Annotated in this window: 16 protein-coding genes and 1 pseudogene; 11 read left to right on the top strand and 6 right to left on the bottom strand. The window is 72.0% G+C overall.

Annotation, left to right across the window (positions count from 1 at the left end; genetic code table 11):
- Positions 1 to 298 precede the first annotated feature (298 nt).
- Entirely contained in the window at positions 299 to 1,750 is a 1,452-nt protein-coding gene (locus tag V1J52_RS19350) for an MFS transporter (protein WP_330141144.1), read from the bottom strand.
- 678 nt (positions 1,751 to 2,428) lie between these two features.
- On the opposite strand from V1J52_RS19350, the gene V1J52_RS19345 reads away from it, so the two are divergent.
- From V1J52_RS19345 to V1J52_RS19320, 6 genes are all read left to right on the top strand, one after another.
- Positions 2,429 to 4,213: a fatty acyl-AMP ligase gene (locus V1J52_RS19345; protein WP_330141143.1), complete on the top strand. Its 1,785-nt coding sequence runs from the start codon at positions 2,429 to 2,431 to the stop codon at positions 4,211 to 4,213.
- A gap of 151 nt (positions 4,214 to 4,364) precedes the next feature.
- Entirely contained in the window at positions 4,365 to 4,631 is a 267-nt protein-coding gene (locus V1J52_RS19340) for a MoaD/ThiS family protein (protein WP_330141142.1), read from the top strand.
- 5 nt (positions 4,632 to 4,636) lie between these two features.
- The gene (locus V1J52_RS19335; RefSeq protein ID WP_330141141.1) at positions 4,637 to 5,506 is read left to right on the top strand and encodes an acyl-CoA thioesterase; all 870 of its coding nucleotides are present in this window, start codon (positions 4,637 to 4,639) and stop codon (positions 5,504 to 5,506) included.
- Positions 5,503 to 7,248, top strand: a complete 1,746-nt coding sequence (locus V1J52_RS19330) for an acyl-CoA dehydrogenase family protein (protein WP_330141140.1) — start codon at positions 5,503 to 5,505, stop codon at positions 7,246 to 7,248. Before V1J52_RS19335 ends, V1J52_RS19330 begins: the two co-directional genes overlap by 4 nt.
- 9 nt (positions 7,249 to 7,257) lie before the next feature.
- Complete coding sequence (locus tag V1J52_RS19325; protein ID WP_330141259.1) at positions 7,258 to 7,590, top strand: acyl carrier protein; 333 nt, start codon at positions 7,258 to 7,260, stop codon at positions 7,588 to 7,590.
- Entirely contained in the window at positions 7,587 to 10,145 is a 2,559-nt protein-coding gene (locus V1J52_RS19320) for an acyl-CoA dehydrogenase family protein (RefSeq protein WP_330141139.1), read from the top strand. Before V1J52_RS19325 ends, V1J52_RS19320 begins: the two co-directional genes overlap by 4 nt.
- A 70-nt stretch (positions 10,146 to 10,215) precedes the next feature.
- Here the strand turns inward: V1J52_RS19320 and V1J52_RS19315 are convergent, their stop codons facing one another.
- The 3 genes from V1J52_RS19315 to V1J52_RS19305 are packed head-to-tail and all read right to left on the bottom strand — an operon-like array spanning position 10,216 to position 11,949.
- Positions 10,216 to 10,866: a DUF3618 domain-containing protein gene (locus tag V1J52_RS19315; protein WP_330141138.1), complete on the bottom strand. Its 651-nt coding sequence runs from the start codon at positions 10,864 to 10,866 to the stop codon at positions 10,216 to 10,218.
- Positions 10,842 to 11,255, bottom strand: a complete 414-nt coding sequence (locus V1J52_RS19310) for a phage holin family protein (protein ID WP_330141137.1) — start codon at positions 11,253 to 11,255, stop codon at positions 10,842 to 10,844. Before V1J52_RS19310 ends, V1J52_RS19315 begins: the two co-directional genes overlap by 25 nt.
- 1 nt (position 11,256) lies before the next feature.
- Positions 11,257 to 11,949: a hypothetical protein gene (locus V1J52_RS19305; protein WP_330141136.1), complete on the bottom strand. Its 693-nt coding sequence runs from the start codon at positions 11,947 to 11,949 to the stop codon at positions 11,257 to 11,259.
- Between the two features lie 290 nt (positions 11,950 to 12,239).
- Between V1J52_RS19305 and V1J52_RS19300 the strand changes: the two genes are divergently transcribed.
- A complete protein-coding gene (locus V1J52_RS19300; RefSeq protein WP_330141135.1) occupies positions 12,240 to 13,037 on the top strand; it encodes an aminoglycoside adenylyltransferase family protein in 798 nt (265 codons plus the stop codon).
- A 46-nt stretch (positions 13,038 to 13,083) separates the two neighbouring features.
- On the opposite strand, the gene V1J52_RS19295 is transcribed toward V1J52_RS19300, so the two are convergent.
- Both V1J52_RS19295 and V1J52_RS19290 read right to left on the bottom strand, forming a co-directional pair.
- Positions 13,084 to 13,650 carry a Uma2 family endonuclease gene (locus tag V1J52_RS19295; RefSeq protein ID WP_330141258.1) on the bottom strand — a complete coding sequence of 189 codons (567 nt, stop codon included), beginning with the start codon at positions 13,648 to 13,650 and terminating at the stop codon, positions 13,084 to 13,086.
- A 309-nt stretch (positions 13,651 to 13,959) separates the two neighbouring features.
- Positions 13,960 to 14,764, bottom strand: a pseudogene (locus V1J52_RS19290) (helix-turn-helix domain-containing protein); the annotation flags it as partial.
- Positions 14,765 to 15,064: 300 nt separating this feature from the next.
- Here V1J52_RS19290 and V1J52_RS19285 point away from each other — a divergent pair.
- The 4 genes from V1J52_RS19285 to V1J52_RS19270 all read left to right on the top strand — a co-directional run bounded on the left by V1J52_RS19285 (position 15,065) and on the right by V1J52_RS19270 (position 22,402).
- Positions 15,065 to 16,552, top strand: coding sequence for an ATP-binding protein (locus tag V1J52_RS19285; protein WP_330141134.1), 1,488 nt, complete (start codon positions 15,065 to 15,067; stop codon positions 16,550 to 16,552).
- A gap of 63 nt (positions 16,553 to 16,615) precedes the next feature.
- Positions 16,616 to 19,393, top strand: coding sequence for a Z1 domain-containing protein (locus tag V1J52_RS19280; protein ID WP_330141133.1), 2,778 nt, complete (start codon positions 16,616 to 16,618; stop codon positions 19,391 to 19,393).
- Positions 19,390 to 20,400, top strand: coding sequence for a PD-(D/E)XK motif protein (locus V1J52_RS19275; RefSeq protein WP_330141132.1), 1,011 nt, complete (start codon positions 19,390 to 19,392; stop codon positions 20,398 to 20,400). The genes V1J52_RS19280 and V1J52_RS19275 overlap by 4 nt, the downstream gene beginning before the upstream one ends.
- Positions 20,393 to 22,402 (top strand): AIPR family protein, encoded by a 2,010-nt coding sequence (locus tag V1J52_RS19270; RefSeq protein WP_330141131.1) that lies wholly within the window; start codon positions 20,393 to 20,395, stop codon positions 22,400 to 22,402. The genes V1J52_RS19275 and V1J52_RS19270 overlap by 8 nt, the downstream gene beginning before the upstream one ends.
- Position 22,403: the final 1 nt, after the last annotated feature.

Raw genomic sequence — 22,403 nt, 5'->3', positions numbered from 1 at the left:
TATAAGCCAGGAGTGCAACGGCCAAGCATTTCACGCCACTTGGCTGAAGACGACCCCGCTGCCGACGCGCCGCGTGAACCCCGGGAATTGCGGCACGGGGAAGGCTCCCACCAGCGGATACGCACACCGGAGCAAACGGCCGCGGCAAGAGCGGACCAGCATATTCCGAATTGTCGGGGCGGCGGACCCCGGGAAATTCGCTAAACGCGCTCGTGACCTCCCGTTCCTCCCGGCTCGTCTCCCGGGCCGCGCTTCCCGGGCCGCTTCTCAGGTTGCGTCCCGGGCCCCCGGCCGCGTATCAGGCCGCCGCCGGCGCCTCGGTGGTTGTGGTGGTCGTGGTGCGGACGGTCAGCGCCGCGAGCACGGCCACGGCGAGGGCGAAGCCGATCGCCAGGTACCAGGTGGTGCGGGCGCCGCCGAGCATGTCGGCGCCGGCCGCCGTCACCACCGACACCGCCAGCGCCGTGCCGAGGACGGCGCCGAGCTGGCGGAAGGCGGCGTTGGCCGCGCTGGCCGTGGCCAGCCGGGAGGGGGCGACCCCGGCGAGGGCCACCCCGCCCAGGACCGGCCAGACCAGCCCCGCGCCGACGCCCATGATCGTCGCCCCGGGCAGCCAGTGCGTGACGAAGTCCGGGCTCTGGCCGCCGCCCCAGAACAGCAGCAGCGTGCCGCCGGTGTAGATCAGGCAGCCCGCGATGACGACCTTCCGGGAGCCGAACCGCTCCGCGAGGCGGCTCGCCGGACGGGCCACCAGGGCGCTGGCGATGGGAGGCGGCGTGGTGGCGAGCCCGGCAGCCAGCAGGGACCACTGCCAGTGGCTCGTCAGGAACAGGATGTTGTTGAGGATGACGGCGTAGAACGTCACCGAGAACAGCATCGTGCCGACGTTGCCGCCCACGGCGTTGCGCGAACGGAGCAGGTCCAGCTCCACGACGGGCGCCGGGTGGCGGTTGCTGCGGAACGCCACCGCCGCCGCCAGCAGCACCCCGGCCGCCAGGCAGCCGAGCGTCGCCGCGTCCGCCCAGCCCCAGTCCGGGGCCTTGACCAGGCCGAGGGTGAGCAGCCCGAGCGAGGTGCCCAGCAGCACCGCCCCCGCGACGTCCGGGAACGGGCCGCCGCGTTCACGCTGCTCCGTGAGGTGCCGGGTGGCCCACACGGCGACGACGCCGATGGGGATGTTCGCCAGGAACACCGCGCGCCACGTCCAGTGCTCGGCGAGCAGCCCGCCGAGGCCGGGCCCGATCCCGGCGGCCACCGCCGCCGCCGCGCCCCAGATGGTGATGGCGATCAGGCGCCGGGCCATCGGGAACATCGGCATCAGCAGCGCGAGGGAGGTCGGCACGAGGATCGCGGCGCCGACCGCCTGCACCAGCCGGGCACCGATCAGCACCTCAGCCGACCCGGCGATCCCGCAGGCCACCGAGGCGAGGGTGAACGTCGTCAGGCCGACGGCGAAGGACCGGCGGCAGCCGAGCCGGTCGGCGATCCGCCCCGCGGGCATGAGCAGCGCGGCGATCACCACGTTGTACCCGTTCAGCACCCAGGACAGCGTGGGCAGGTCCGAGTCGCCGAACTCCGCCGTGATGCTGGGGAACGCCGCGTTCACGATGGTGCTGTCCAGGAACGCCATGAAGGCGCCGAGGCAGCACAGCACGACGAGCCCGGCGGACGGCTTGACGGCGGGCGCCCGCTCCCCGTCACCGGTGCTCCCACCGGGCCTCCCGTCGGGAGCGGCGGTCTTGTCGGCCATGCTGCGTCCTTTCCTGGCGGACGAACGGACGAACGGACGAACGGAGCGGGACGGGGCGGGGCGGGACGGAGGCACGGACGGCGAGTGGGCGGGCGGACGGCGGGTGCACCGGCGGAGGACGCTTCCGCCCGGCCGGTGGTGGTCCGGCGGCGGGCAGGTGGCGGCGGGGACGGTGACGTGGTGGTCACGGTGGCCGGGTGCCGGTGCGGTGGGCGGGAGGGCGGAGCGTTGCGCTCTCCGGCTCCCGGCTCCCGAAGCCCGGCTCCCCGACTCCCGGGGCAGGCCCGCGCCGGGTCCCCGCCGTGCCGGGAGGGCGCTCAGTCCGGGGCCGGGAGGGGTGTTCCCTCCGGGGCGTCCCCCGGTCCGCAGACCGGTCGCGGGCGGACGTGGTGCGCGGGACGGCGCGTCGGCGCCGACCGCGTGCCGAGTCGGTGTGGTGCCACAACTCCCCCTGACAGCGGCTTGGTTGGGCCGCATCTCCCCCGGTTGGCCTCGGTGGCGCTGACACCATGCTGGATGTTACCCACGAGTGTCAATGCCCCGCCCGAACGGTGGAAGGCCCGTACCGGGGCTGCCGCGCGCACACCCGGGACCGGCCGTTGACCGGCCGCGAGTCTTGCTGCGACACTTCCGCCCTGTCCAGGACGCCCTGGGCAAGTCCGGGGGAGGGCACGGGGGTTGAGCGCTGCACGGGGGCGCGAGGCGGGAAGCTTCGCAGAGGTGTTGCGGGCGAGGGCGGAGCAGTCGCCCGGTGCCGTCGCCTACCGGTTCGCCGGTGACGACGAGTCGGCCGCGGAATGCACCTACGGCGAGCTGGACGCGCGGGCACGGACGGTCGCCGCCCGGCTCGCGGCGGGCACCGGCGGACGTCCCGGCCCGGCGCTGCTGCTGTTCGCACCCGGCCTCGACTACCTCGCGGGCCTGTTCGGCTGCTTCTACGCGGGCGTGCCCGCGGTGCCCGCCTTCCCGCCCGACCCCACGCGGCTGGCCCGCACGCTGCCCCGGCTCGCCGCCATCATCGAGGACGCGGGCTCGGACACCGTCCTGACCACCTCGGACCTCGCGCCGCTCCTGCGGGACTGGCTCACGGCGGAACGCGGCGGGCGGGCCCCGCGCGTGGTCACCACCGACCCGGCCGGGGACGGCGGCGGGCCCGGCGGGCCCGACGACGGCCGGAGCGCGGTTCGGGACGTCCGCCCGGACACCCTCGCCCTGCTCCAGTACACCTCCGGCTCGACGTCGCTGCCGCGCGGCGTCATGCTCACCCACGCCCACCTGCTCGCCAACGCCCGGGAGATCGCCCGGGGCTTCGGCATACACGGCGACAGCTCGGGCGCCCTGTGGCTGCCCCCGTACCACGACATGGGGCTCATCGGCGGCATCCTCACCCCGCTGGCCACCGGCATCCCGGTGACGCTCATGTCGCCGGTGACGTTCCTGCGCCGTCCGCTGGCCTGGCTGCGCATGGTCTCCCGCCACCGGGCGACGATCACCGGCGCCCCCAACTTCGCCTACGACCTGTGCGTGCGGCGCGCCACGGACGCCGACGTCGCCGGGCTCGACCTGTCCGGCGTGGAGCTGACGTTCACCGGCGCCGAACCCGTCCGCGCCGAGACGCTCACCCGCTTCACCGAGCGCTTCGGACCGTGCGGGTTCCGGACGGAGTCGTTCTACCCGTGCTACGGGCTCGCGGAGGCGACGCTGTTCGTGACCGGCGGCAGGCCGCTGGGGGGCTGGCGCTCGGTGCCGGTCGCCCGCGACGCGCTGGAACTGCGCGGCGAGGCCCGGCCCGCCGCGCCGGGGGAGCCGTCGAGGCCGCTGGTGGGCTGCGGCGGACCCGGTCCCGGCACCCGGCTGCTGGTCGTCGACCCGGCCACCCGCGAACCGCTGGGCGACGGCGCGGTCGGGGAGGTGTGGCTGGACTCCCCCGGCGTCGCCGACGGCTACTGGCGGCGCCCGCAGGAGACGGCCGCCACGTTCGGCGCGACGACGGCGGCGGGCGAAGGACCGTTCCTGCGCACCGGCGACCTCGGCTTCCTGCTGGACGGCGAACTGTTCGTCGCCGGACGCACGAAGGACCTGCTCGTCGTCAACGGGCGCAATCACCACCCGACCGACATCGAGCGGGCCTGCGAGGCCTCCGTCCCCGGCATCCGCCGCAACTGCGGCGCCGCGTTCGCCGTCGAGGACGACGCGGGGGCCGCCGAGCGGCTCGTGCTCGTCTACGAGGCCGACCCCGGCGACGAGGAGCAGCACCGGGAGGTCATCGCCGCCCTCCGGCGGACCGTCTCGCGCGAGCTGAGCATCCCGCCGCACACCGTCGTCCTGGTGCGGCCCCGGACGGTCCCCAAGACGTCGAGCGGCAAGGTCCAGCGCTGGCTGGCCCGGCGGCAGTACCTCGCCGGCGAGCTGGAGGAGCTGGCCCGCTGGCAGGCCCACCCGTCGAACGCCGCCCCGGCGTGAACGGGAAGCCCCGGCGCGCGGTGCGCGACGGACGCGAGGGGCGCGCGGGTCACGGCGGACGCCCGGGTCACGGCGGACGCACACGGCACGAGGGCGCGACGGACGCACGAGGCGTGCGGGGCACGACCACACCGACGAAGGGGGCCTGGCGATGATCGTCAAGGTAAGGGGCGTCCTGCTCCGGTTCACCAACTACGAGAACGAGATCGAGGTCGGCGGCGGCACCGTCCGCGAGGGACTGGCGGAGCTGACCGAGCGCTACCCCAACCTCAGCGAGGTGCTGCTCGACCGCGAGGGAACCGTCCGGGCCACGCACCTCATCGCCCTCAACGGCGAACAGCTCACCCTGGACGAGCTGGACCGGGAGGCCACCGAGGACGACCGGGTGGACATCGTCACCGCCGTCTCCGGAGGGTAGCCGCCGTGCCGCGCAGCTCCGCCTACGAGATCGTGCTCGACGCGAGCCTGTTCACCCCGGCGCAGCTCCAGCCCACCGCCGTCGGACGGCTCGGCTTCCAGGCCGGGACCAGATGGCTGCGGGACCACGTCTGCAGCCACCGCACCCTCGTCGCCGAACACCGGGTGGGGCTCGTGCTGTGGGCGTGGCAGCTGGAGTACGGGCAGCCGCTGCGGTTCCCCGACGCCGACGACGCGCTCGTCGAGGTGCGCGCCCGGGTGCGCGGGCCCCGGGCGTCCCAGCTGGAGGCCGAGATGACGGTCACCGGCCCGGCGGGCGTCGCGGTGCGCACCCGCGCCGCCTCCGTGCCGCTGCGGCTCACCGGCGACCAGGCGCTCTCCGGGGCGCCCACCGTGCTGCCGGACGCGCTCGTCGCCGCCTTCCGGGACGACGAGCGCGAGCGCTCCCCGTACCGCTCGGCGGTGCCCGCGCTGCGGGCGGCGTTCGCACGCGACGGCGAGCGGATCGCGTCCGGCACGGCCACGTTCCGCGTCCACCGCCACCACTGCGAGGTGGCCGACCAGTGGTACTGGGCCGAGACGCTCGGGTTCGCCGGGGGCGCCCGGGAGGAGTTCGTCATGCGGCACGGCCGGACGGCGCCCGAGCTGCGCCGCGCGCTGACCGACGGCGTCCGCCGGGTGGACGTGACGTGGCTGCGGGCGGGCCAGCTGTGGGACCTGCTGGAGGTCCGCACCACGGCCTACCGCCACGGCCCGGACATCGCCTTCGTCCACGAGCTGCACCTCGCCGACGACGAGGGCGGGGGCAGTGCTGCCGGCGGCGGGGGCGGGCGCGGGGCGGCGGCCCCGTACGCCGTCGTGGTGGAGCGCGCGTGACCGGCACCCGCGGCGCGCCCGCCGCCCCGGCCCGGCCCTCCCTCGCCGCCTTCGACGCCGCCGCCGCGTTCGAACGCGCCCTCGGCTGCCCGTTCGACCCCGGCACCGGCATGTCCCTGGCCCGCGGCGTCCGCGCCGACGACCGGGAGACCGAACCCACCGCCGCCTACGAGGCCGCGTGGGTGGCCGGTCTGCACGAGCACATCGTGCCCGTCACCGAAGGCGGCAGGCTCGCCTCGTTCGAGTCGCTGCTCGCCCTCGTGCGCGCCGCCTCGCGCCGGGAGCTGGCCGTCACCGTCGGCCTCGGCTCGACGCTCCTCGCGGCGGCACCGGTGTGGACGTGGGGCGACGACGCACAGCGGCGCCGGGTCGCCGAACTCGTCCTGGGCCGCGCCTGGGGCACCGCCGGGATCAGCGAGGAGGCGGCGGGCAGCGACCTGCTGGCCACCGGCACCCGCGCCGCCCCCGCCCCCGGCGGCTTCGTCCTGGACGGGGAGAAGTGGCTCGTCGGCAACGGCGGGCGCTCGTCGTTCGCCACCGTGCTCGCCGCCTCCGAGCCGTCCTTCGGACTGTTCCTGCTCGACTTCGCCGCCGACGGCACCGACGGCGTGCGGCGGCTGCCGAAGATCCGCACCCACGGACTGCGCGGCCACGACCTGAGCGGCTTCACCCTCACCGGGCGCCGCGCCGGTGCCGACGCCGTGATCGGACGGCCGGGACGCGGCGTGGAGATGGTCTCCGGGATGCTCCAGTTCACCCGGACCCTCGTCGGCGGCGGCAGTCTCGGCGCGGCCGACACCGCCCTGCGCATCGCCCTGCGGCACGCGCGCGGACGCGTCCTGTACGGCCGTCCGACGCTCGCGCTGCCGCCGGTGCGCACCCTGCTCGCCCGCGCCTTCGCCGACGTGCTCGTCGCGGAGTGCACCGGACTGGCCGCCGCGCGGGCCCTGGACGTCGCCCGGCAGCGGATGCCGCTGTGGTCCGCGGTGGCGAAGTACGTGGTGCCCGGCCTGTGCGTGGACGCGGTCAACGCCTGCGGCGAGGTGCTGAGCGCCCGCTCCTACCTGCGCGAGGGCGTCGCGGACGGGGCGTTCCAGAAGCTCGCGCGGGACGTGGCCATCACCCCCGTCTTCGAGGGCACCCAGCTCGTGCAGCTCGACACCGTCCGCGCGCAGCTCGTCAGCGGTGCGCGGCGGCGCGGAACGGGCGCCGGGCTGCCCCTGCCGCTGCTGTTCGGCTTCGGCGAACCGGCCCCGTCGCCCGCGCCCCGGGAGCAGCGCCCCGCGATCACCTACGGCGGCGCGGACGAGGTGACCGACGGCCTCGACGCCGCCGCCGAGGAGCTGCGCGACGACGCGGAGCTGGCCCCGCTCCTCCGCACGCTCCTCACCGTGCGCGACGAGACGCGCGCGGTGTTCCGCCACCCCGACGCGTCGCACCGCACCTCCGAGGCGTACGACGCGGCCCGCAGGCACTGCCTGGTGCACGCCGCCGCCTGCTGCCTGCACACCTGGACGCGGCGGCGGGACGCGCTCGGCGGCCTGGCCGCCGACCGGGCCTGGCTCTCGGTCGCGCTGCGCCGCGTCGTGGAGCGCCTGGGCCTTCCCGCCCGGCCCGACCGGGAGGGCGAGGACCGGCTCGTGCGGCACCTGGAGGACCTTGACGACGACGACCGGGCGTTCTCCCTGGTGCCGCTGCGGCTCGCGCCGCAGTACCGGGGGCCCGCACCGGCCCGAACCTAGGAGGACGCCATCACCACCGGGAACCACGACGTCACCGGCCAGCCGGCCGGCACCTGGCTGCCGTCGCTCATCGGGGAACTGCTCGGCGTCGACGTGCGGGACGTTCCCGCCGACCGGCCGCTCGGCGAACTCGGCATCGACTCGCTGACGGCCGCGCAGCTCTCCGTGGAGGTCGAGGAGCGCACCGGCGTGAACATCCCCCTCGAACGCTTCCTCGGCGACGAACGGCTCGACGACCTGATCCGCGAGGTGGAGCACGGCCCGGCGGGGGGCGGGGTTCCAGGGGACGCGGTTCCGGGGGCCGGGCCGGCGGAGGACACGGCTCCGGGGGCCGGGGCATGACCGCCCGCACGCACGCCGCCGACGTCATGGACCGCGCCCACCCCGCGCACCGCACGCTCGACACGGAGGTCGAGGAGGTCCGGCGCGAGACCCGGCGCCGCTTCGGACGCTTCGTCCTGGACGTCGCCAACCCCGGCGCCCACTTCCGCAACCGCCTGAACCGCCCGCTGGACCACCGGGTGTTCGAGCAGGCGGGCGACCTCGGACTGCTCCGCTTCTCCCTGCCCGCCGCGGCGGGCGGCGACGGACGCGACAAGCTCGCGTGGGGCGTCGTCGTCGAGGAGATCGCCCGGCTCTCCCGCGATCCCGGCTTCGCCGTGCTGCTCGACATCACCGTCGAGATCACCGAGCTGATCCTCTCCAGCGGCACCCCGGAACTGATCGACAGCTACGTCCCCGACCTCGCCGCGGGCCGCCGCTTCGGCGTGCAGGGCGCCTACGAGAGCCGTGACCCCTACGACTACCGGTCCACCGCCCGGCTCGACGGCGACACGTGGGTCCTCAACGGCGCCAAGCGCTTCGTCGCGGGCGCCACCTTCGCCGACCTGTTCGTCCTCTTCCTGCGCGACGAGGCGTCCAACGACATGCTCGCCTTCGTGGTCGAGAAGGACGACCCGGGCGTCACCCCCGTCGCCATGGAGACCATGGGCATGCGCACCATGGGCCTGGGCCAGGTCGTCCTGCACGACGTGCGGCTGCCGCGGTGGCGCCTGGTGTGGCGCGCCGACGCGCTGAGCGAACTCAACTCCTACGCGCGCATCCGCCGCTCGATGAGCGCGTGCGGCGTGCTCGGCGCGATGGACGGCATGGTCGAAGCCTGCGTGGAGTCGCTGTCCGCGCGACGGCGCAGCGGCCGCCGCGTGCTCGACTACGCCAACGTCGAACGCTCCGTCGGCGAGATGCGCATGCTGCTCCAGGCGTCCCGCGCCAGCGTCTACCGCGCGCTGGACGGCACCCGCACCACCGGCCGCGACCCGTACTTCGACGAGTTCGCCACCGTCGCCAAGCACCACGCGTCCGAGAGCGCCCTGCGCGTCGGGCAGCTCCTGATGAACCTCCAGGGCGGCGAGAGCTACATGACCGCCTTCCCCTGGGAGCGGTACATGCGCGACGTGCTCGGCCTCATCGGAGGCCAGGGCTCCCAGGAGATGCTGCTCATCCAGCTCGGACAGCGCGCCATCGTCGGCCTGGAGGGGCAGCGGGTGCGCGAGGACGCCGCCGAACGCGCCGTCGCGCGGCTCGCGGACTCCTGGTGGGCGCTGCACGCCGCCACCGCGCCGGGCAGCGGTGACCTCCCGGGTGACGGGGGCCTCCCGGGTGACGGGGGCCTCCCGGGTGACGGTGGCCTCCCGGGTCCGGGTGCGGGTGACGGGGGCGGGGACGGTGTGAGCGACGCGGACGGGCCGGGCGACGGTGACACCGCCGGGCTGCTCCGCGCGGTGCGCGACGTCCGGGAGGCCGCCGGGCTCACGGCCCTCACCGGCGACGAGCACGCCCACGTCACCGCCCTCCTCGACCGCGCCCACGCCCTCCTGGCCGCCGTCCGCTCCGGACAGCCGCCCGCCGCCCTCCCGCCCGGACCCCCGGACGCCCTCACCGGCCGCGCCGGGGACGCGGCCACCGCAGCCTGGCGCTTCCTGGCCTGCGCCCTCGCCCACGAGACCGGCCTCCTGGCCGGCCTTCTCGAACCCCGCACCGCCGACGACGCCGCCGCAGGACTGCCCCTGGGCCCCGGCCTCACCGGCGATCTGCTGCGCGTCCTCGTGGCCGCCTCCGTCGTCCGGGTGGACGCAGACGGCCGCCACACCGCCGACCCGGGCCTCGAACGGGTGCTCATCGGCGGCCCGCGCACCGCCGCCTTCACCGCCCGGATACGCCGCGCCCTGACCGGCGCGGCCCGCCTGCGCACCGGGGAACCGGCGGTGCGTACCGGGGAACCGGCGCACCGGTTCGGACCGGCCGTGCGCCGGGAACTGGCCCCCGGCTGCGGCGGTGACGCGGCCGTCCTCGCGGACGTGCTGGTCAACTCGCTGCTCGGACGCCTCGAAGGGCTCCCGGAACGGCTGGACCACCCCGGAGCCCGCGTCGGCTGCGCCGCCGGCGACGGCGGACGCACCGCCGCCGAACTGGCCCGCCACATCCCCTTCGTACCCGTCCTCGCCCTGGAACCCGACGGAACCGGGGCACCCGCTCCGGGGCCCGACGGAACCGTCGACGTCCGTCCCGGCGGCCCCGACGCCTTCACCCCGGACGACCGGCTCGCCCTCGCCTGGCTCCCCACCTCCGGCCTCACCCCCGACGCCCTGCGCCGGGCGATCACCGCCGCCACGCGGGCCCTGCTCCCCGGCGGATGGCTCGTCCTGGCCGACGCCCTCCCGCCCAGACGGCCGCTGGGCGCCGCCACGACCCGGCTCGCCCAGACCCTGACCGGCGCCCCGCCCCCGTCCACCGCCGACCTCGAAGCCCTGCTCCGCGCGGCCGGCCTCGGCCACGTCCACCCCGCCTGGCAGGACCCCGCCCTGAACCTCAGCCTCCACGCCGCCCGCCGCCCGTAACGCCGGACGGGGAGGCGCCCGGAACACTGTCCGGGCCCTCCCCGACGGCCGGCTCACCCGTCAACCCGGGTCAGGACCCGGAACCGGGCCCCTGGCGGCGCGCGTCGTCGGCCACGGTCTGACCGGACTCGCGCGCCCGGCCCTTGACCTCCTGCGCCTGCCCCCGCGCCTCGTCCGCCGTGGTCCCGGCGGCCTCGGTGGCGGACCCCTTGACGTGCTGGGCCGCGTCCTGCGCGGACTGCGTCGCGTGCTCCTTGAGGCTCTCCACCGACTCCTTCGCCCCCTCCACGACCGGCGCGGCGAACTCGCCCGCCTGCTCGGAGAGACGCCCGGCGGCCTGCTCCTCCGCCCGGGATCCGGGCATCAGGGACGCGGTCAGCAGCCCGGCGCCGAAGGCGATGAGCCCGGCGGCCAGGGGATTCCCCTGCGTCTGCCGCGCGGCCTCCTGCGGCGCGGACTTCACCGCGTCGCCCGCCTGGCTGGCGCCCTGACGGGCGCTGTCGGCGGCCTCGTGCGCCCGGCCCTGGGCCTTGCCCGCGCCGTGCGAGGCGCTGCCCATGACCCGGTCCTTCACGCCCGTGACCCTGCTCCGCACCCGCTCACCGCGGCGCCGCGCCACGTTGCGCGGGCTGGCGTGCTCGGTGAGGCGGCTGACGTCGCGGGTCAGCTCCCCGCGCGTGGTGTCGATCTGAGCCTTCAGCTCGTCGGGTGACGTGCCCATTCCGCATCCTCCTTGAGCGATTCGACCGTGCGTTCCGGCTTGGGGTTGACCTTCTCCATCTCGGAGCGGGCCTTCAGGTACATCACGACACCGACGACCGCCCAGACGGCGGTGATGATCAGCGCCGCCCAGGCCCAGTCCATGACGTTGGCGAGGCCGAACACCGCCGCCAGCGAACCGAACAGCGCCGTCATGTACCCGGCGAACCCGGCCCCGCCGAACATGCCGGCCGCCTTGCCGGCCTTCGTCGCCTCCTGGCGGATCTCGGTCTTGGCCAGTTCCACTTCCTGCCGGAAGAGTTTCTGCGCGTCGGACGTCACCGCGGACAGCAGTTCGCCGACCGAGGTGTCCTCGCGGTCCGGCTGCGCGGAGGGAGGGGAGGACGCCATCTCACGTCACCTCCGGACGGCCAGTTCCCGCCGTGCCCGGAGCACCCGGAGCACCCGGTACAGCCGGATTCCCCGGCGCTTCCAGGGGCGGCGTGCCCGGCGCCGGTCCGTCGTACGGGGAGCCGCCGTCGAAACCGCCCTGTTGCTGCGGCGGTCCCTGCGACGACGTCTCCCCCGACGAGCCGCCCGAACCGTTCTGGTGGGCCTTCTTCTCCGCCTTGGCCAGACGCCCGGCCGCGAGCCCGGCCAGCGCCGCGCCGCACAGGAACGCGCCCGGCCGACGCCGCGCGAACGACTCCAGCCCCTGGACGAGGCCACCGAGTCCGCGCTGCTCCAGGGTGTCGGCGGCCCGGTGACCGCCGTCGGCGGCCTGGGATATCAGGTTCCGCACCGGCGATTCCGAGCGCCCGTTCTGCGCCATGTCGGCCAGGTCGTCCGCGTACTGGTGGAGGAGACCGGCCGTCTTCTTGACCTGCGAATCCGCCTCCTGCGACGCGTGCTCCCGCAGCTCGCCCACCACGTTGCGGGCCTGCTCACGCGCGTCACCCGTCACCGCCCTGGCCTGCTCCTTGGCACTGCCGGCCACGGTTCCGGCCGCCGCCTTCGCGTGGCCGGCGGTGGCCTGCGTCTCCTGCTTCGCGGTCTGGCCCGTCTGCCGGGCCGGGCTGGTACTCACGTCCGAGTAGTCACTCACCGGTTCCCACCTTTCGCCATGAGGAGGCGTCCTTCGAACAGATGCCTTGTCCGCGCCGAGGTACCCGCTCTGCCCGCCCTCATGCAGCCCCCACACCTCATTCGCCAAGCCGGAATACCACCGCCAAAGCAGGGAAAACGACCCTCGGAACCTCTATCCCAAAGCCCCACCGGCCCCGCGCACCCGCCATGTGAAGGCGGGTGAACCGCCATCCGCCGGAAACCACCACGAGCGGCAGAAACACCGGAAAGTTGCGTGCCCGCGAACCGGCGGCGTCCCACACTGAGGCGATGGGACAGCTCGAACGGACCGTCGCACTCGTCCGCGACCTCCTGGCACCGGACCTCCTGGGCACCTACCTCCACGGCTCCGCCGTACTCGGCGGCCTCCGCCCCGCCAGCGACCTGGACGTCCTGGCCGTCACACGGCGCAGCCTGGACGACCGCGAGCGGCAGGCGCTCCTCCAGGGCCTGCTGGGCATCTCCGGCCTCACCGCCACGCTCCGCCCGGTCGAACTCACCGTCGTCGCCCTGCCCGAGATCCGCCCCTGGCGCTTCCCTCCGACCGGTGACTTCCTCTACGGCGAGTGGCTGCACGACACCCTGCAAACCGGCCGGCTCCCGCAACCCGCCCCGATGCCGGACCTGGCCCTCGTCCTCACCGCGGCCCTGGCAGGCGACCACCCCCTCACCGGACCGCCCCCCGCCCGGCTCCTCGACCCCGTACCGCACGCGGACCTCGTCCGGGCGAGCCTCGCGGCCGTCCCCGGGCTCCTCGACGACCTGACCGACGACACCCGCAACGTCCTGCTGACCCTCGCCCGCGTCTGGACCACCGTCGCCACCGGCGAGATCCGGTCCAAGGACACTGCGGCGGACTGGGCCCTCGCCCGGCTCCCCCCGGAACACCGCCCCGTCCTCGCACACGCCAGGGACCTGTACCGCACCCACCACTACGCGGACGAGACCTGGCCCCACGCGCTGCGAACCCGGCTACGCCCGCACGTCCACGAAGTCCTCACCCACATCAACCACCTGCGCCACGACACCGCCGACTCGCGGTTCGTCACAGGCGAGAGAAAGCGGTAACGCGCTCGCGCAGCGCTCACGCAAGCCGGGTCGGCCTCGAAGGAGGTCAGATCCTGCTGAGGTCGACCTCCACCGCGAAGGGCGCCGAGACCTTGATGACACCGGTGAACACGTCCCCGTCCCGATAGGCCCTGGTAGCAGGGTCCAGGACGTAGGTGTACACGAGAGGGACCCCGGTCGCCGCCTGCTCGACCCTCCAGTAGAAGGCGATACCGGACTTGGCGTACTGGTCCGTCTTCACGATCCGGTCGGTGGTCTCCGATCCCGGTGAGACCACCTCCACGACCAGCAGCACGTGCTCCGGACGGGTGGGCGTGACGTCGATCGTGTCCGCGCGGTACACCACGACATCCGGGCGCCGATTCGTGAGCGGGACGTCCTGGAGACGGACATCGAAGCCGGTGTCGGCGTTCCAGTCAGGCCCCGCAGCTTCCTCCAGGGAATTCGCCAGGATCCGGGCGAGCCGGTTGTGGCGCTTGGACGCGCTGGGACTCACGACGACCATCCCGTCCACGATCTCGATCCCCGCACACTGCTCCTCGGACCAGGAGTCGTACTGCTCCGCCGTGATCTGCTCGTGCATCCACGCAGGAGCTGCCATCTCGGCAGTCATGGACGTACCTCCCGGACACCCTCGGGCGGGCCCGATCCCGCTGAGCTCAGCGTACTGTCTCAGTCCGCCCAGCACGTCGGACGCCAGAACCGTCGGCCCGCGCGCTCCGGGCGTCCAGCAGGGGACGGCAGAGGACAGTCGTCCCCTGCCGTGGGGGAGCCGGAGACGACCGCTGAGCCGCACAGTGGCGCCACGATCGATCTCCCTGGGGGTCAGGTCTCCGCACGCGTCCCATGCCGTGGTGTCGGGCCCCGTCGTGCAAGAGGAGCCGGGCGGCGCCGCTGCCTGCGCTTCGTCGCGACGGGCCAGGTAGTGCTCGACTTTGCCGTTGTGGCGCGGGGTGTAGGGCGTGATTCGCTGGTGGCGGGAGCCGAGGAGGGCGCGGGCGAAGTCACCGGCGCGGTGGCAGGCTCCGTTGTCGGTGATGATGCGCTGGATGCGGTCGGTGCCGTGGGTGGCGAAGAAGGCTCGGGAGCGGTGGAGGATCCCGATCGCAGTGGCGGCTCTCTCGTCCGGCAGCGCCTCGGTGTAGGCCAGGCGGGAGAAGCCGTCGACGGCCGAGTGAAGGTAGACATAGCCCGGCTTGGTGCCGCGGGTCATGGTGCGGGCGACGCGTTTGGCTTGGTCGCTGCCGCGCCCGTAAGCGCGCCATCCGCTCCGCCCTCGAGTAACCGTCCGGTCTTCTCACATCGAGGTGGACCATGCGGGCGGTGATGGTGCGGTCGGCGCGGGTTGGTGCCGCCGTCGGGGTCGATGAAGCGGCGGTGGTTCAGTCCGAGCTGGTACAGGTGGCGAGTGACGGTGCGGCGGCTGATAGCCGTGCCGTCGGCTTGCAGCTCGAAGGCGATGCGGGCGGCTGGCTATTTGTGCTCGCGGCGCATCCGCTCGCTGCGGGCCACGGCCGCCGCTGGTGTCCGGGTGGGCTGGTGCTGTTGGGTCTGGACCGGTTGAGCAGGCCGAGTTCGCCGTGGAGGCGGTGCCGGTTGACCCACTCGCTTGCGCAGGCTCGCGAGATGCCCATTTCCGCAGCTATGTGGGCGATGGAGCGGTCTTGGCACCGCTGGACCAGGCGACGGCGGCCTTCGACGGACAGTGGGGCATTACGGTGGGACACCGGGCGGATCCGTTGCGACGACGCATGAGTGACATGGCGGTTCTCATCCTGCCGCTGAAGGACCCGCCCTCTTACGCACCGACTCCAGCGTCTACAACGTCATGACCCGCAACACCTGGTCGTCCTACCCGGAGAAATCCCCAGGACACCCATAATCACAGTTGAGGGCTCCAGTACCATCAGCTTGGGAGCGGACTTACGTGTGTAACGAGCTGTCTCCTGCACAGAGGTGCTCGCCCCGCTTGCTCCAGTGGATCTCCGGGACGGCCTTTACCAAGACGCGTCCGTAACGGGGAAGCATTGGAAACACCCATCGCGTACGACATCGCGGCCCCCGAGCCTGCAGGCATGGTGGCCTCGCTCAGTTCTCTTGGGTACTCACTCCCCGCAGCTGTCGCGGACCTTGTGGACAACAGCATCTCCGTCGAGGCGAAGAACATCGACGTGGAGTTCACCTGGGCGGGAGCGGACTCGTGGATCGCCGTGGTCGACGACGGCTGGGGCATGACCGTCGAGGAGCTCGTCACGGCCATGACCGTGGCCGCCCGCGGTCCCACGAGCGCACGCACCTCCACCGACTTGGGGCGTTTCGGGGTCGGTCTCAAGTCGGCCTCCTTCTCCCAGGCCAGGCAGCTGACCTTGACCACGGCCAAGGACGGGAAGTGGCACACCCGCACGTGGGATCTCGACGTCGTCGAGGAGTCCGGTCAGTGGCGACTTCTCCACGGTGCCGACGACGACACCACGGCCGTGCTTGACAAGCTTCGGGGCCTGTCCGACCACGGCACCGTCGTGCTGTGGAGGCGTCTCAACGGATACCGCACCGGCGGCGTGAGCACGGATGACGAGCGGACCCAGAAGCAGTTTTACGCCGAGGCGGCGCGCACGGAGTCACACCTCGGCATGGTCTTCGCCCGCTTCCTCACCGGGGCCCGCCGTCGGAAGCTGCAGGTTCGCGGCACCCTCGTGGAGCCCTGGGATCCGTTCATGAGCAGCCACCCCTCCGTGCAGCGCCTGCCGGAAGAGGAACTGCCCCTGAACGGCAGTTTCGTGAGGGTTGAGGCTTTCGTCCTGCCCAGCGCGCAGCGGCTCACCCCGGAGGAGCACGACCGGGCTGCCGGCCCCGGGGGCTGGCTCGGCCAGCAGGGGTTCTACGTCTACCGCAGGAACCGGCTGATCCTCGCGGGAGACTGGCTGGGACAACGGGGCATGCGCAGGGAGGAGAAGTACAACCTGGCGCGCATAGCCGTCGACATCCCCGCCGAGACGGACTCGGAGTGGAGCGTCGACGTGAGGAAGTCGAACGTCGTCCCCCCCGTCGGCCTCAGGTCGCATCTCGACCGCATCGCACGCAAGGCGAGGTCCACCGCCTCCGACGCCCTGAGACACCGTGGCCAGGTGGCCGCACGGACGCACGGTGACCCCGTGTCGTACGCGTGGCTCGTACGTCGCCCCGACGACAGGGTCGTCTGCAAGATTAACCGAAGCCATCCGCTGGTGGAGGCGGTTATGCGTCCGGGAGGGGCCAGCGCCGCGGACGTGCGCGCCTTGATCCGGCTCCTGGAAGAGACGATCCCGGTCGCGGCCCTCCGGGTGATGCACGAGGCGGACAGCAGCGACGATCCAGAGCCGTTCGGCGGTCCCGGTGTCGCGGACGACGAGGCGATTGAGGTCGCACAGCGTATCTACGAGTCACTGGTCCGGGGCGGGCGTTCGCCGGCGACCGCGCGGGAGAGGCTCCGAACGATGCCGCCCTTCGACCAGCTCCAGGGTTTCTGGAGCAGGTGACCCGACTGTCAGCGGTCGCCCTTACTCTCCGTACGTACCGTCCGTGTCCTGTTGGAGGTCCCCGTGAGTGACGTGTCCGACGACTCGATGGCCAAGGCCAAGCGCCTGGTTCTCGGCTTCCTGCCACAGGACCGGCAGCCGGGGACGGAAGAGGTGCAGAACGCGGTCAACGCTATCTTCGGCCTGCTGGCCGCGCAGGGGGAGGAGGTCGACCGGGAGCTGTTGTTCAAGGAGATCCGGACTCTGGTCGCGGTCTTCCAGGAGCGTTCCGTCGCCCTCACGGACGCCAAGGGGCACGAGCCGTGGCTGTCCGAGGCGAAGTTCAGCCGGGACTGGGACTTTTGGGAGCGGTACCGCAGGTACCTTGAGGACGTGGTGAGTCTCCCGCCCTGGGTGGTGCGGCGTCTGGACCAGACTTCGGACGACGTGCTGAGCCAGCTGGAGGACCCGCAACGTCCCGGCCCGTGGCGGCGCCGGGGGCTCGTGATCGGGCAGGTGCAGTCCGGCAAGACCGGCCAGTACATCGGTCTCGCTGCGAAGGCGGTGGACGCCGGGTACCGCTTCGTCGTGGTTCTCGCGGGCATCCATAACGACCTCCGCAGCCAGACCCAGCTCCGGATCGACGAGGGTCTCCTGGGTTTCGACACCCAGCACCAGAGCCGGTCGGACCAAGACGGCCGGTCCCGTGCGATGGGTGTGGGCAAGATGCCGTCGCTGGTCAAGGAGTTCAAGATCGCGTCGCCGACCAACAGCGGGGAGAAGGGCGACTTCGGGCTTGCCACTGCCAAGGCGATCAACTTCCCCCTGGGCAGCTTCCCCGTCGTCCTGGTGGTCAAGAAGCACTACAAGATCCTCGAGTACGTCCGCAAGTGGGTGCTGGACGTCCATGGGACCGAGGACGAGAACGGCGAGAAGACCGTCAAGGACTTCCCGATGTTCGTCATCGACGATGAGGCCGACAACGCCTCCATCAACACGGTGCGAGACCCCGAGGCAGATCCGACCAAGACGAACGCGGCCATCCGCAAGCTCATGAGGAGCTTCGACAAGTCCGCCTACGTCGGTTACACGGCGACCCCCTTCGCCAACATCTACATCGACCCGGACGCGGAGCACTCCGAGGTGGGAGAGGACCTTTTCCCCTCCAGCTTCATCCGCAGCCTTCCTTCGCCGACGAACTACCTCGGTCCCGAAAGGGTCTTCGGGCTCCAGGTGGACGACGAGGACGAGGCTGACGTCGAGCCCCTCCCCCTCGTCCGGCACGTGAACGACGCGGACGCCTGGCTGCCGCCCAAGCACAAGGCCGGTGATAATCCGGGGGAGACCCTCCCGGGGTCCCTGCGCGAGGCGATCCTCTCGTTCGTGCTCTCCTGCGCAGCCCGGCGGGCCCGGGGACAGACGAAGGTGCACAACTCGATGCTGGTGCACGTCACCCGCTTCACCTCGGTACAGACCCGAGTCCGAGACCAGGTCGACGACCATCTGCGACTCATCGTGGACACGATCCGGGACCGGTACGGGAAGGCGCCCGAACTGCGCGCCGAGCTCCGAGCCCTCTGGGAAAGGGACTTCGAACCCACCACCGATTGCTTCCCCCCGGACCGAGCCGAGCGTGTCACCTGGGAGCAGGTCTCCGAACAGCTTCTGCCCGCCCTCAGGAAGATCCAGGTCAAGACCGTCAACGGCACCTCAAAGGACGCCCTCGACTACTACGAGAACCGAAGGAACGGGCTCTCCGTGATCGCCGTCGGCGGGCAGAAGCTCTCCCGTGGCCTCACGCTCGAGGGGCTGACGGTCAGCTACTACCTGCGGACCTCGAAGACGTACGACACACTGCTGCAGATGGGCCGGTGGTTCGGGTACCGCCCCCACCACGAGGACCTGTGCCGCCTGTACACCACCCCCGCACTCGAGGACGCTTACGTGGAGGTCACCTCCGCGACGGACGAGCTGCGCAGGGAGGTCGAGGAGATGGCCACCCGTGGCCTCACCCCGACGGAGTTCGGCCTTAAGGTCCGCTCCTCCTCTCTGGGGCTCACCGTGACCGCACCGAACAAGATGCGTCAGGGTACGAAGATCATGCTCAGCTACTCCGGTGAGGGACCGGAGACCGTAATCTTCAAGCTCGCCGACAGGGCCGTCGACCACAACTTCGGGGCGCTCGAAGCCCTCGTCCGTCGCATGGACGCGAGTGGTGACGCCGAGCAGCCCTCCACGAACGGCAACGTCAGGTGGGATGGTGTGCCGGCCGACGTGGTCGCCGAGTTCCTGACCTCGTACGAGGCCGACCGTATGGCGCAGCGCGTGCGTCCCAGGCTCATCGCCAAGTACATCGAGCAGTGCACCAGAGTTGGCGAGCTCGACAACTGGACCGTGGTCTTGGTCGGCAGCACGAAGTCGAAGGAGCCGAAGGACGTTGCGGGCCACACCGTCGGCCTCGTGACGCGCAAGACCCTCAACCCTGAGGGTTTCCGGGCCGAGGGCAGGTACACGATCCGCCGCGTGCTCAGCCCGCCGGACGAGCTGATCGGCCTCGACGACGGTCAGCAGGAGGCAGCGGCGAAGGCTGCGGGGATCACGGCGAACGAGCAGGAGAAGAAGTCGAAGTCGAAGACCCCGGCCGGCCCGTACATCCGTCGGCAGCGCCGCACCGACCAGGGCCTGCTGCTGATCTACCCCATCGCGGTCCCGGACGCCGACAGCGCGGGTACGAAGGCGCCCCTCGTTGGCTTCCAGCTGAGCTTCCCGCACTCCGAGTACCAGTCCAAGACCGAGTACGTCGCCAACTCGGTCTGGTTCCAGGAGGACGTCTACACCCTCGCAGAGGAGGACGACGAGTGACCGTCAGTGAGGACGACTGGCAGACACTGGAGAGCCCGCAGGACACTCCGGGGCGGTCCAGCATCAGTCTGTACACGGACTCGCCCCTCGACATCCACCTTGCTGTCTCCCACCCTGGCCGTCAGCGAATGCTGGTGCTGCGCACGGACGCCCGCTCGGCCGACCCGATCGTGCGGTCGGTCAGGCGTCTGCCCAAGGCCGCCGGGATCGAGATGAACCTGAGCGCGGTGTCGCGGATCGAGTACGAACTCCAACTGGTCCTGTCCGCCAACGATCTCAACGAGGTGTTCAACCCGCTCGTCGCCGACGTCGCCGACGTCGCGAGGGACGCCCCCGACGCCACCGGTGCTCTCTCCGCCGCTATACAGCGGTTCGGCAGGTGGCAGGAGCTCCTGAGCGCCGTGGGCAGGGATGGGCTGACCGCCGAGGCCCGTCGGGGGCTCTACGGAGAGCTGCTGGTACTGGGGGACGTGTTGCTCGCCCATCTGTCCCCGGCCGAGGCCGTCGCGGCGTGGACCGGCCCCACGGGGACGAACCAGGACTTCGAGATGCCCGACGTGGCCGTAGAGACGAAGGCGAGCACCGCCAAGCGCCCCCGGGGCATCCGGATCGCCAGCGAGCACCAGCTCGACGTGACGGGCACGGCAGCGCTCCTGCTCGGTCTCGTCCAGCTCGACGAGCGTCGGGGAGGAACGGGAGAGAGTCTGAACAGACGGGTGGACGGCATACGCAGGCGGCTCACCGACCCCGCCGCCCGGACCCGCTTTGACGGCCTGCTCATCCAGGCCGGGTACCTGCCCGGGCAGCGGGACCTGTACGACGAGCCCCGCTACACGCTTCGTGACCTGAGGTTCTGGCACGTGCGGGACGACTTCCCGAGGCTGGTCGAGTCCGACCTCCCCGAGGGGGTCGGCGACTGCTCCTACCGTCTGGACGTGTCGGCTCTGGCCGCCTACAGGGCAGGGACCGACGAGGTGAAGGAACTGATCGGGGGATCGGATGGCTGAGCTCGATCTCACCAAGTTCTCCCGGAGCCTGGTGGCTGACGTCCAAGCGACGGCCGACGCCGAGGCGGCGACCACTCCCGAGACGTTCACCCGGCGCGTCTTCGAGGACTTGGAGGAGGCCGGCGTCGTCTCCAACGCCTTCACCGCTTACCACAAGGCGCACGGTCTCCTCGTGCATGGTTACGGCATCGGGGAGTCGGGTGAATCCCTGGACCTGTTCGTGACGGACTTCCACCTCGCTCCCCTGGACACCAGGCTCACCAAGGGACCGGTCGAGACGTACTTCAGGCGCCTTCTGACGTTCGCCGCGCGGTGCCGGGACGGGCTGCAGAAGGACTTCGAGCCGTTCTCCGACGTATACGACATGTGCTCGGCCGTCGCCAAGGCACTCACCGAGGTCCAGCGGGTCAGGCTCTTCCTGCTGAGCAACAGGGTGGCCACCCACACCGAGGTCCCCGCCACGGAACTCGACGGCCTGCCAGTGACCCACGAGGTGTGGGACCTGGCACGGCTGCACCGTCACGCGACGTCGGGAGCGCTTGCTGAACCGATCGTGGTGCCGTTCTCCCCGCCGCTTCCCTGTGTCGCGGCTCCCAGCTCAGAGGAGGACCACTCGGTGGTCCTGGCAGTCGTCCCCGGGCAGATGCTCGCCGAGCTGTACGCGGAGTACGACACCCGGCTCCTAGAACTGAACGTTCGGTCCTTCCTCCAGACCCGGGGCGCGGTCAACAAGGGCATCAGGGAGACCCTGCTCCACACGCCGGGCCGGTTCCTCGCCTACAACAACGGGATCACGGCGACCGCGTCGCAGGTCGACCTCGTGCGAGGGCCGGACGGCGTGCCCACCCACATCTCCGGGGTGCACGGTCTCCAGATCGTGAACGGGGGACAGACCACCGCCTCGCTCCACCACGCGCTCACGCGTGACAAGGCCGACCTGTCCGAGGTGCGGGTGCAGATGAAGCTGACGGAGGTCGCCCCGGACCGGCTCGCGGAGATCGTGCCAAAGATTTCGGAGTACTCCAACACCCAGAACAGGGTGACCCAAGTCGACTTCAGCTCGAACCACGAGTACCACGTGGCGATGCAGCGGATCACCCGTTCCCTGTGGGCGGCGGCCACGGACGGCAGTGGCCAGGAGACTCACTGGTTCTACGAGAGGGCCCGCGGCCAGTACACGGATGCCCTGGCGAAGGCCCGGACCCCCGCTCGACAGAAGCAGTTCAAGAAGCTGAACCCCTCGAAGCAGAAGTTCACGAAGGCGGACCTGGCCAAGTACGTCCACTCTTGGCACCGGCTGCCGTACATGGTCAGCCGAGGCGCCCAGAAGAACTTCGTCGAGTTCATGCTGCGTGTCGACGAAGCTCCGCCGCGTGTAGACCTCCGGTACAGCCAGCGGGTGATCGCCATGGCCGTCCTGTTCAAGGCCGTGGACCGCATCGCCGCGATCCACGGTGCCGGCAGTCACAAAAGCATGGTCACCACGTACACCGTGGCCCGGCTGTCTCTGGCGACCGACCGTCGCATCGACCTCGACCAAATCTGGCGGGAGCAGACCCTCTCACCGGTCCTGGCAGCCGCGGTCCACGACCTCTGCCCCAGGGTCATGAGGGCGGTGACCACGCCGCTGGCGGGAAACCACGTCGGTGAGTGGGCCAAGAAGGTCGCCTGTTGGGACGCTGTGTCGCAGGTGCCCTGGACCGTCCCTCCAGCACTCTCGCAGGAGCTGCGTGACAAGCCGCTGGACGAGGACGCCCTCACGGGCGGCACCGGCGACGAGACGGGCGCAAGCGAGGAGGCCGCTCAGGTGCCTGTCGACGAATGGTACGCGATCGAGGACTGGGCCAAGGAGACGCGGGTCCTCGAACCGTGGCAGCGGCAGCTGGCTCATTTCGTGGGGAAGCGCCTCCAGCTCGGTGAGGACGTACCCGAAGCACAGGCCGTGCAGGCGCTCCACGCGCGCAGAGAGGCCCAGGGGTTGGGGTTCAACCCCGCTCCGTAGG

The sequence above is a fragment of the Streptomyces solitudinis genome, assembly GCF_036323765.1.
Classification (GTDB): Bacteria; Actinomycetota; Actinomycetes; order Streptomycetales; family Streptomycetaceae; genus Streptomyces.
Note: the sequence above shows the minus strand (reverse complement) of the source record. Positions and strands in the feature narration are given on the sequence as shown.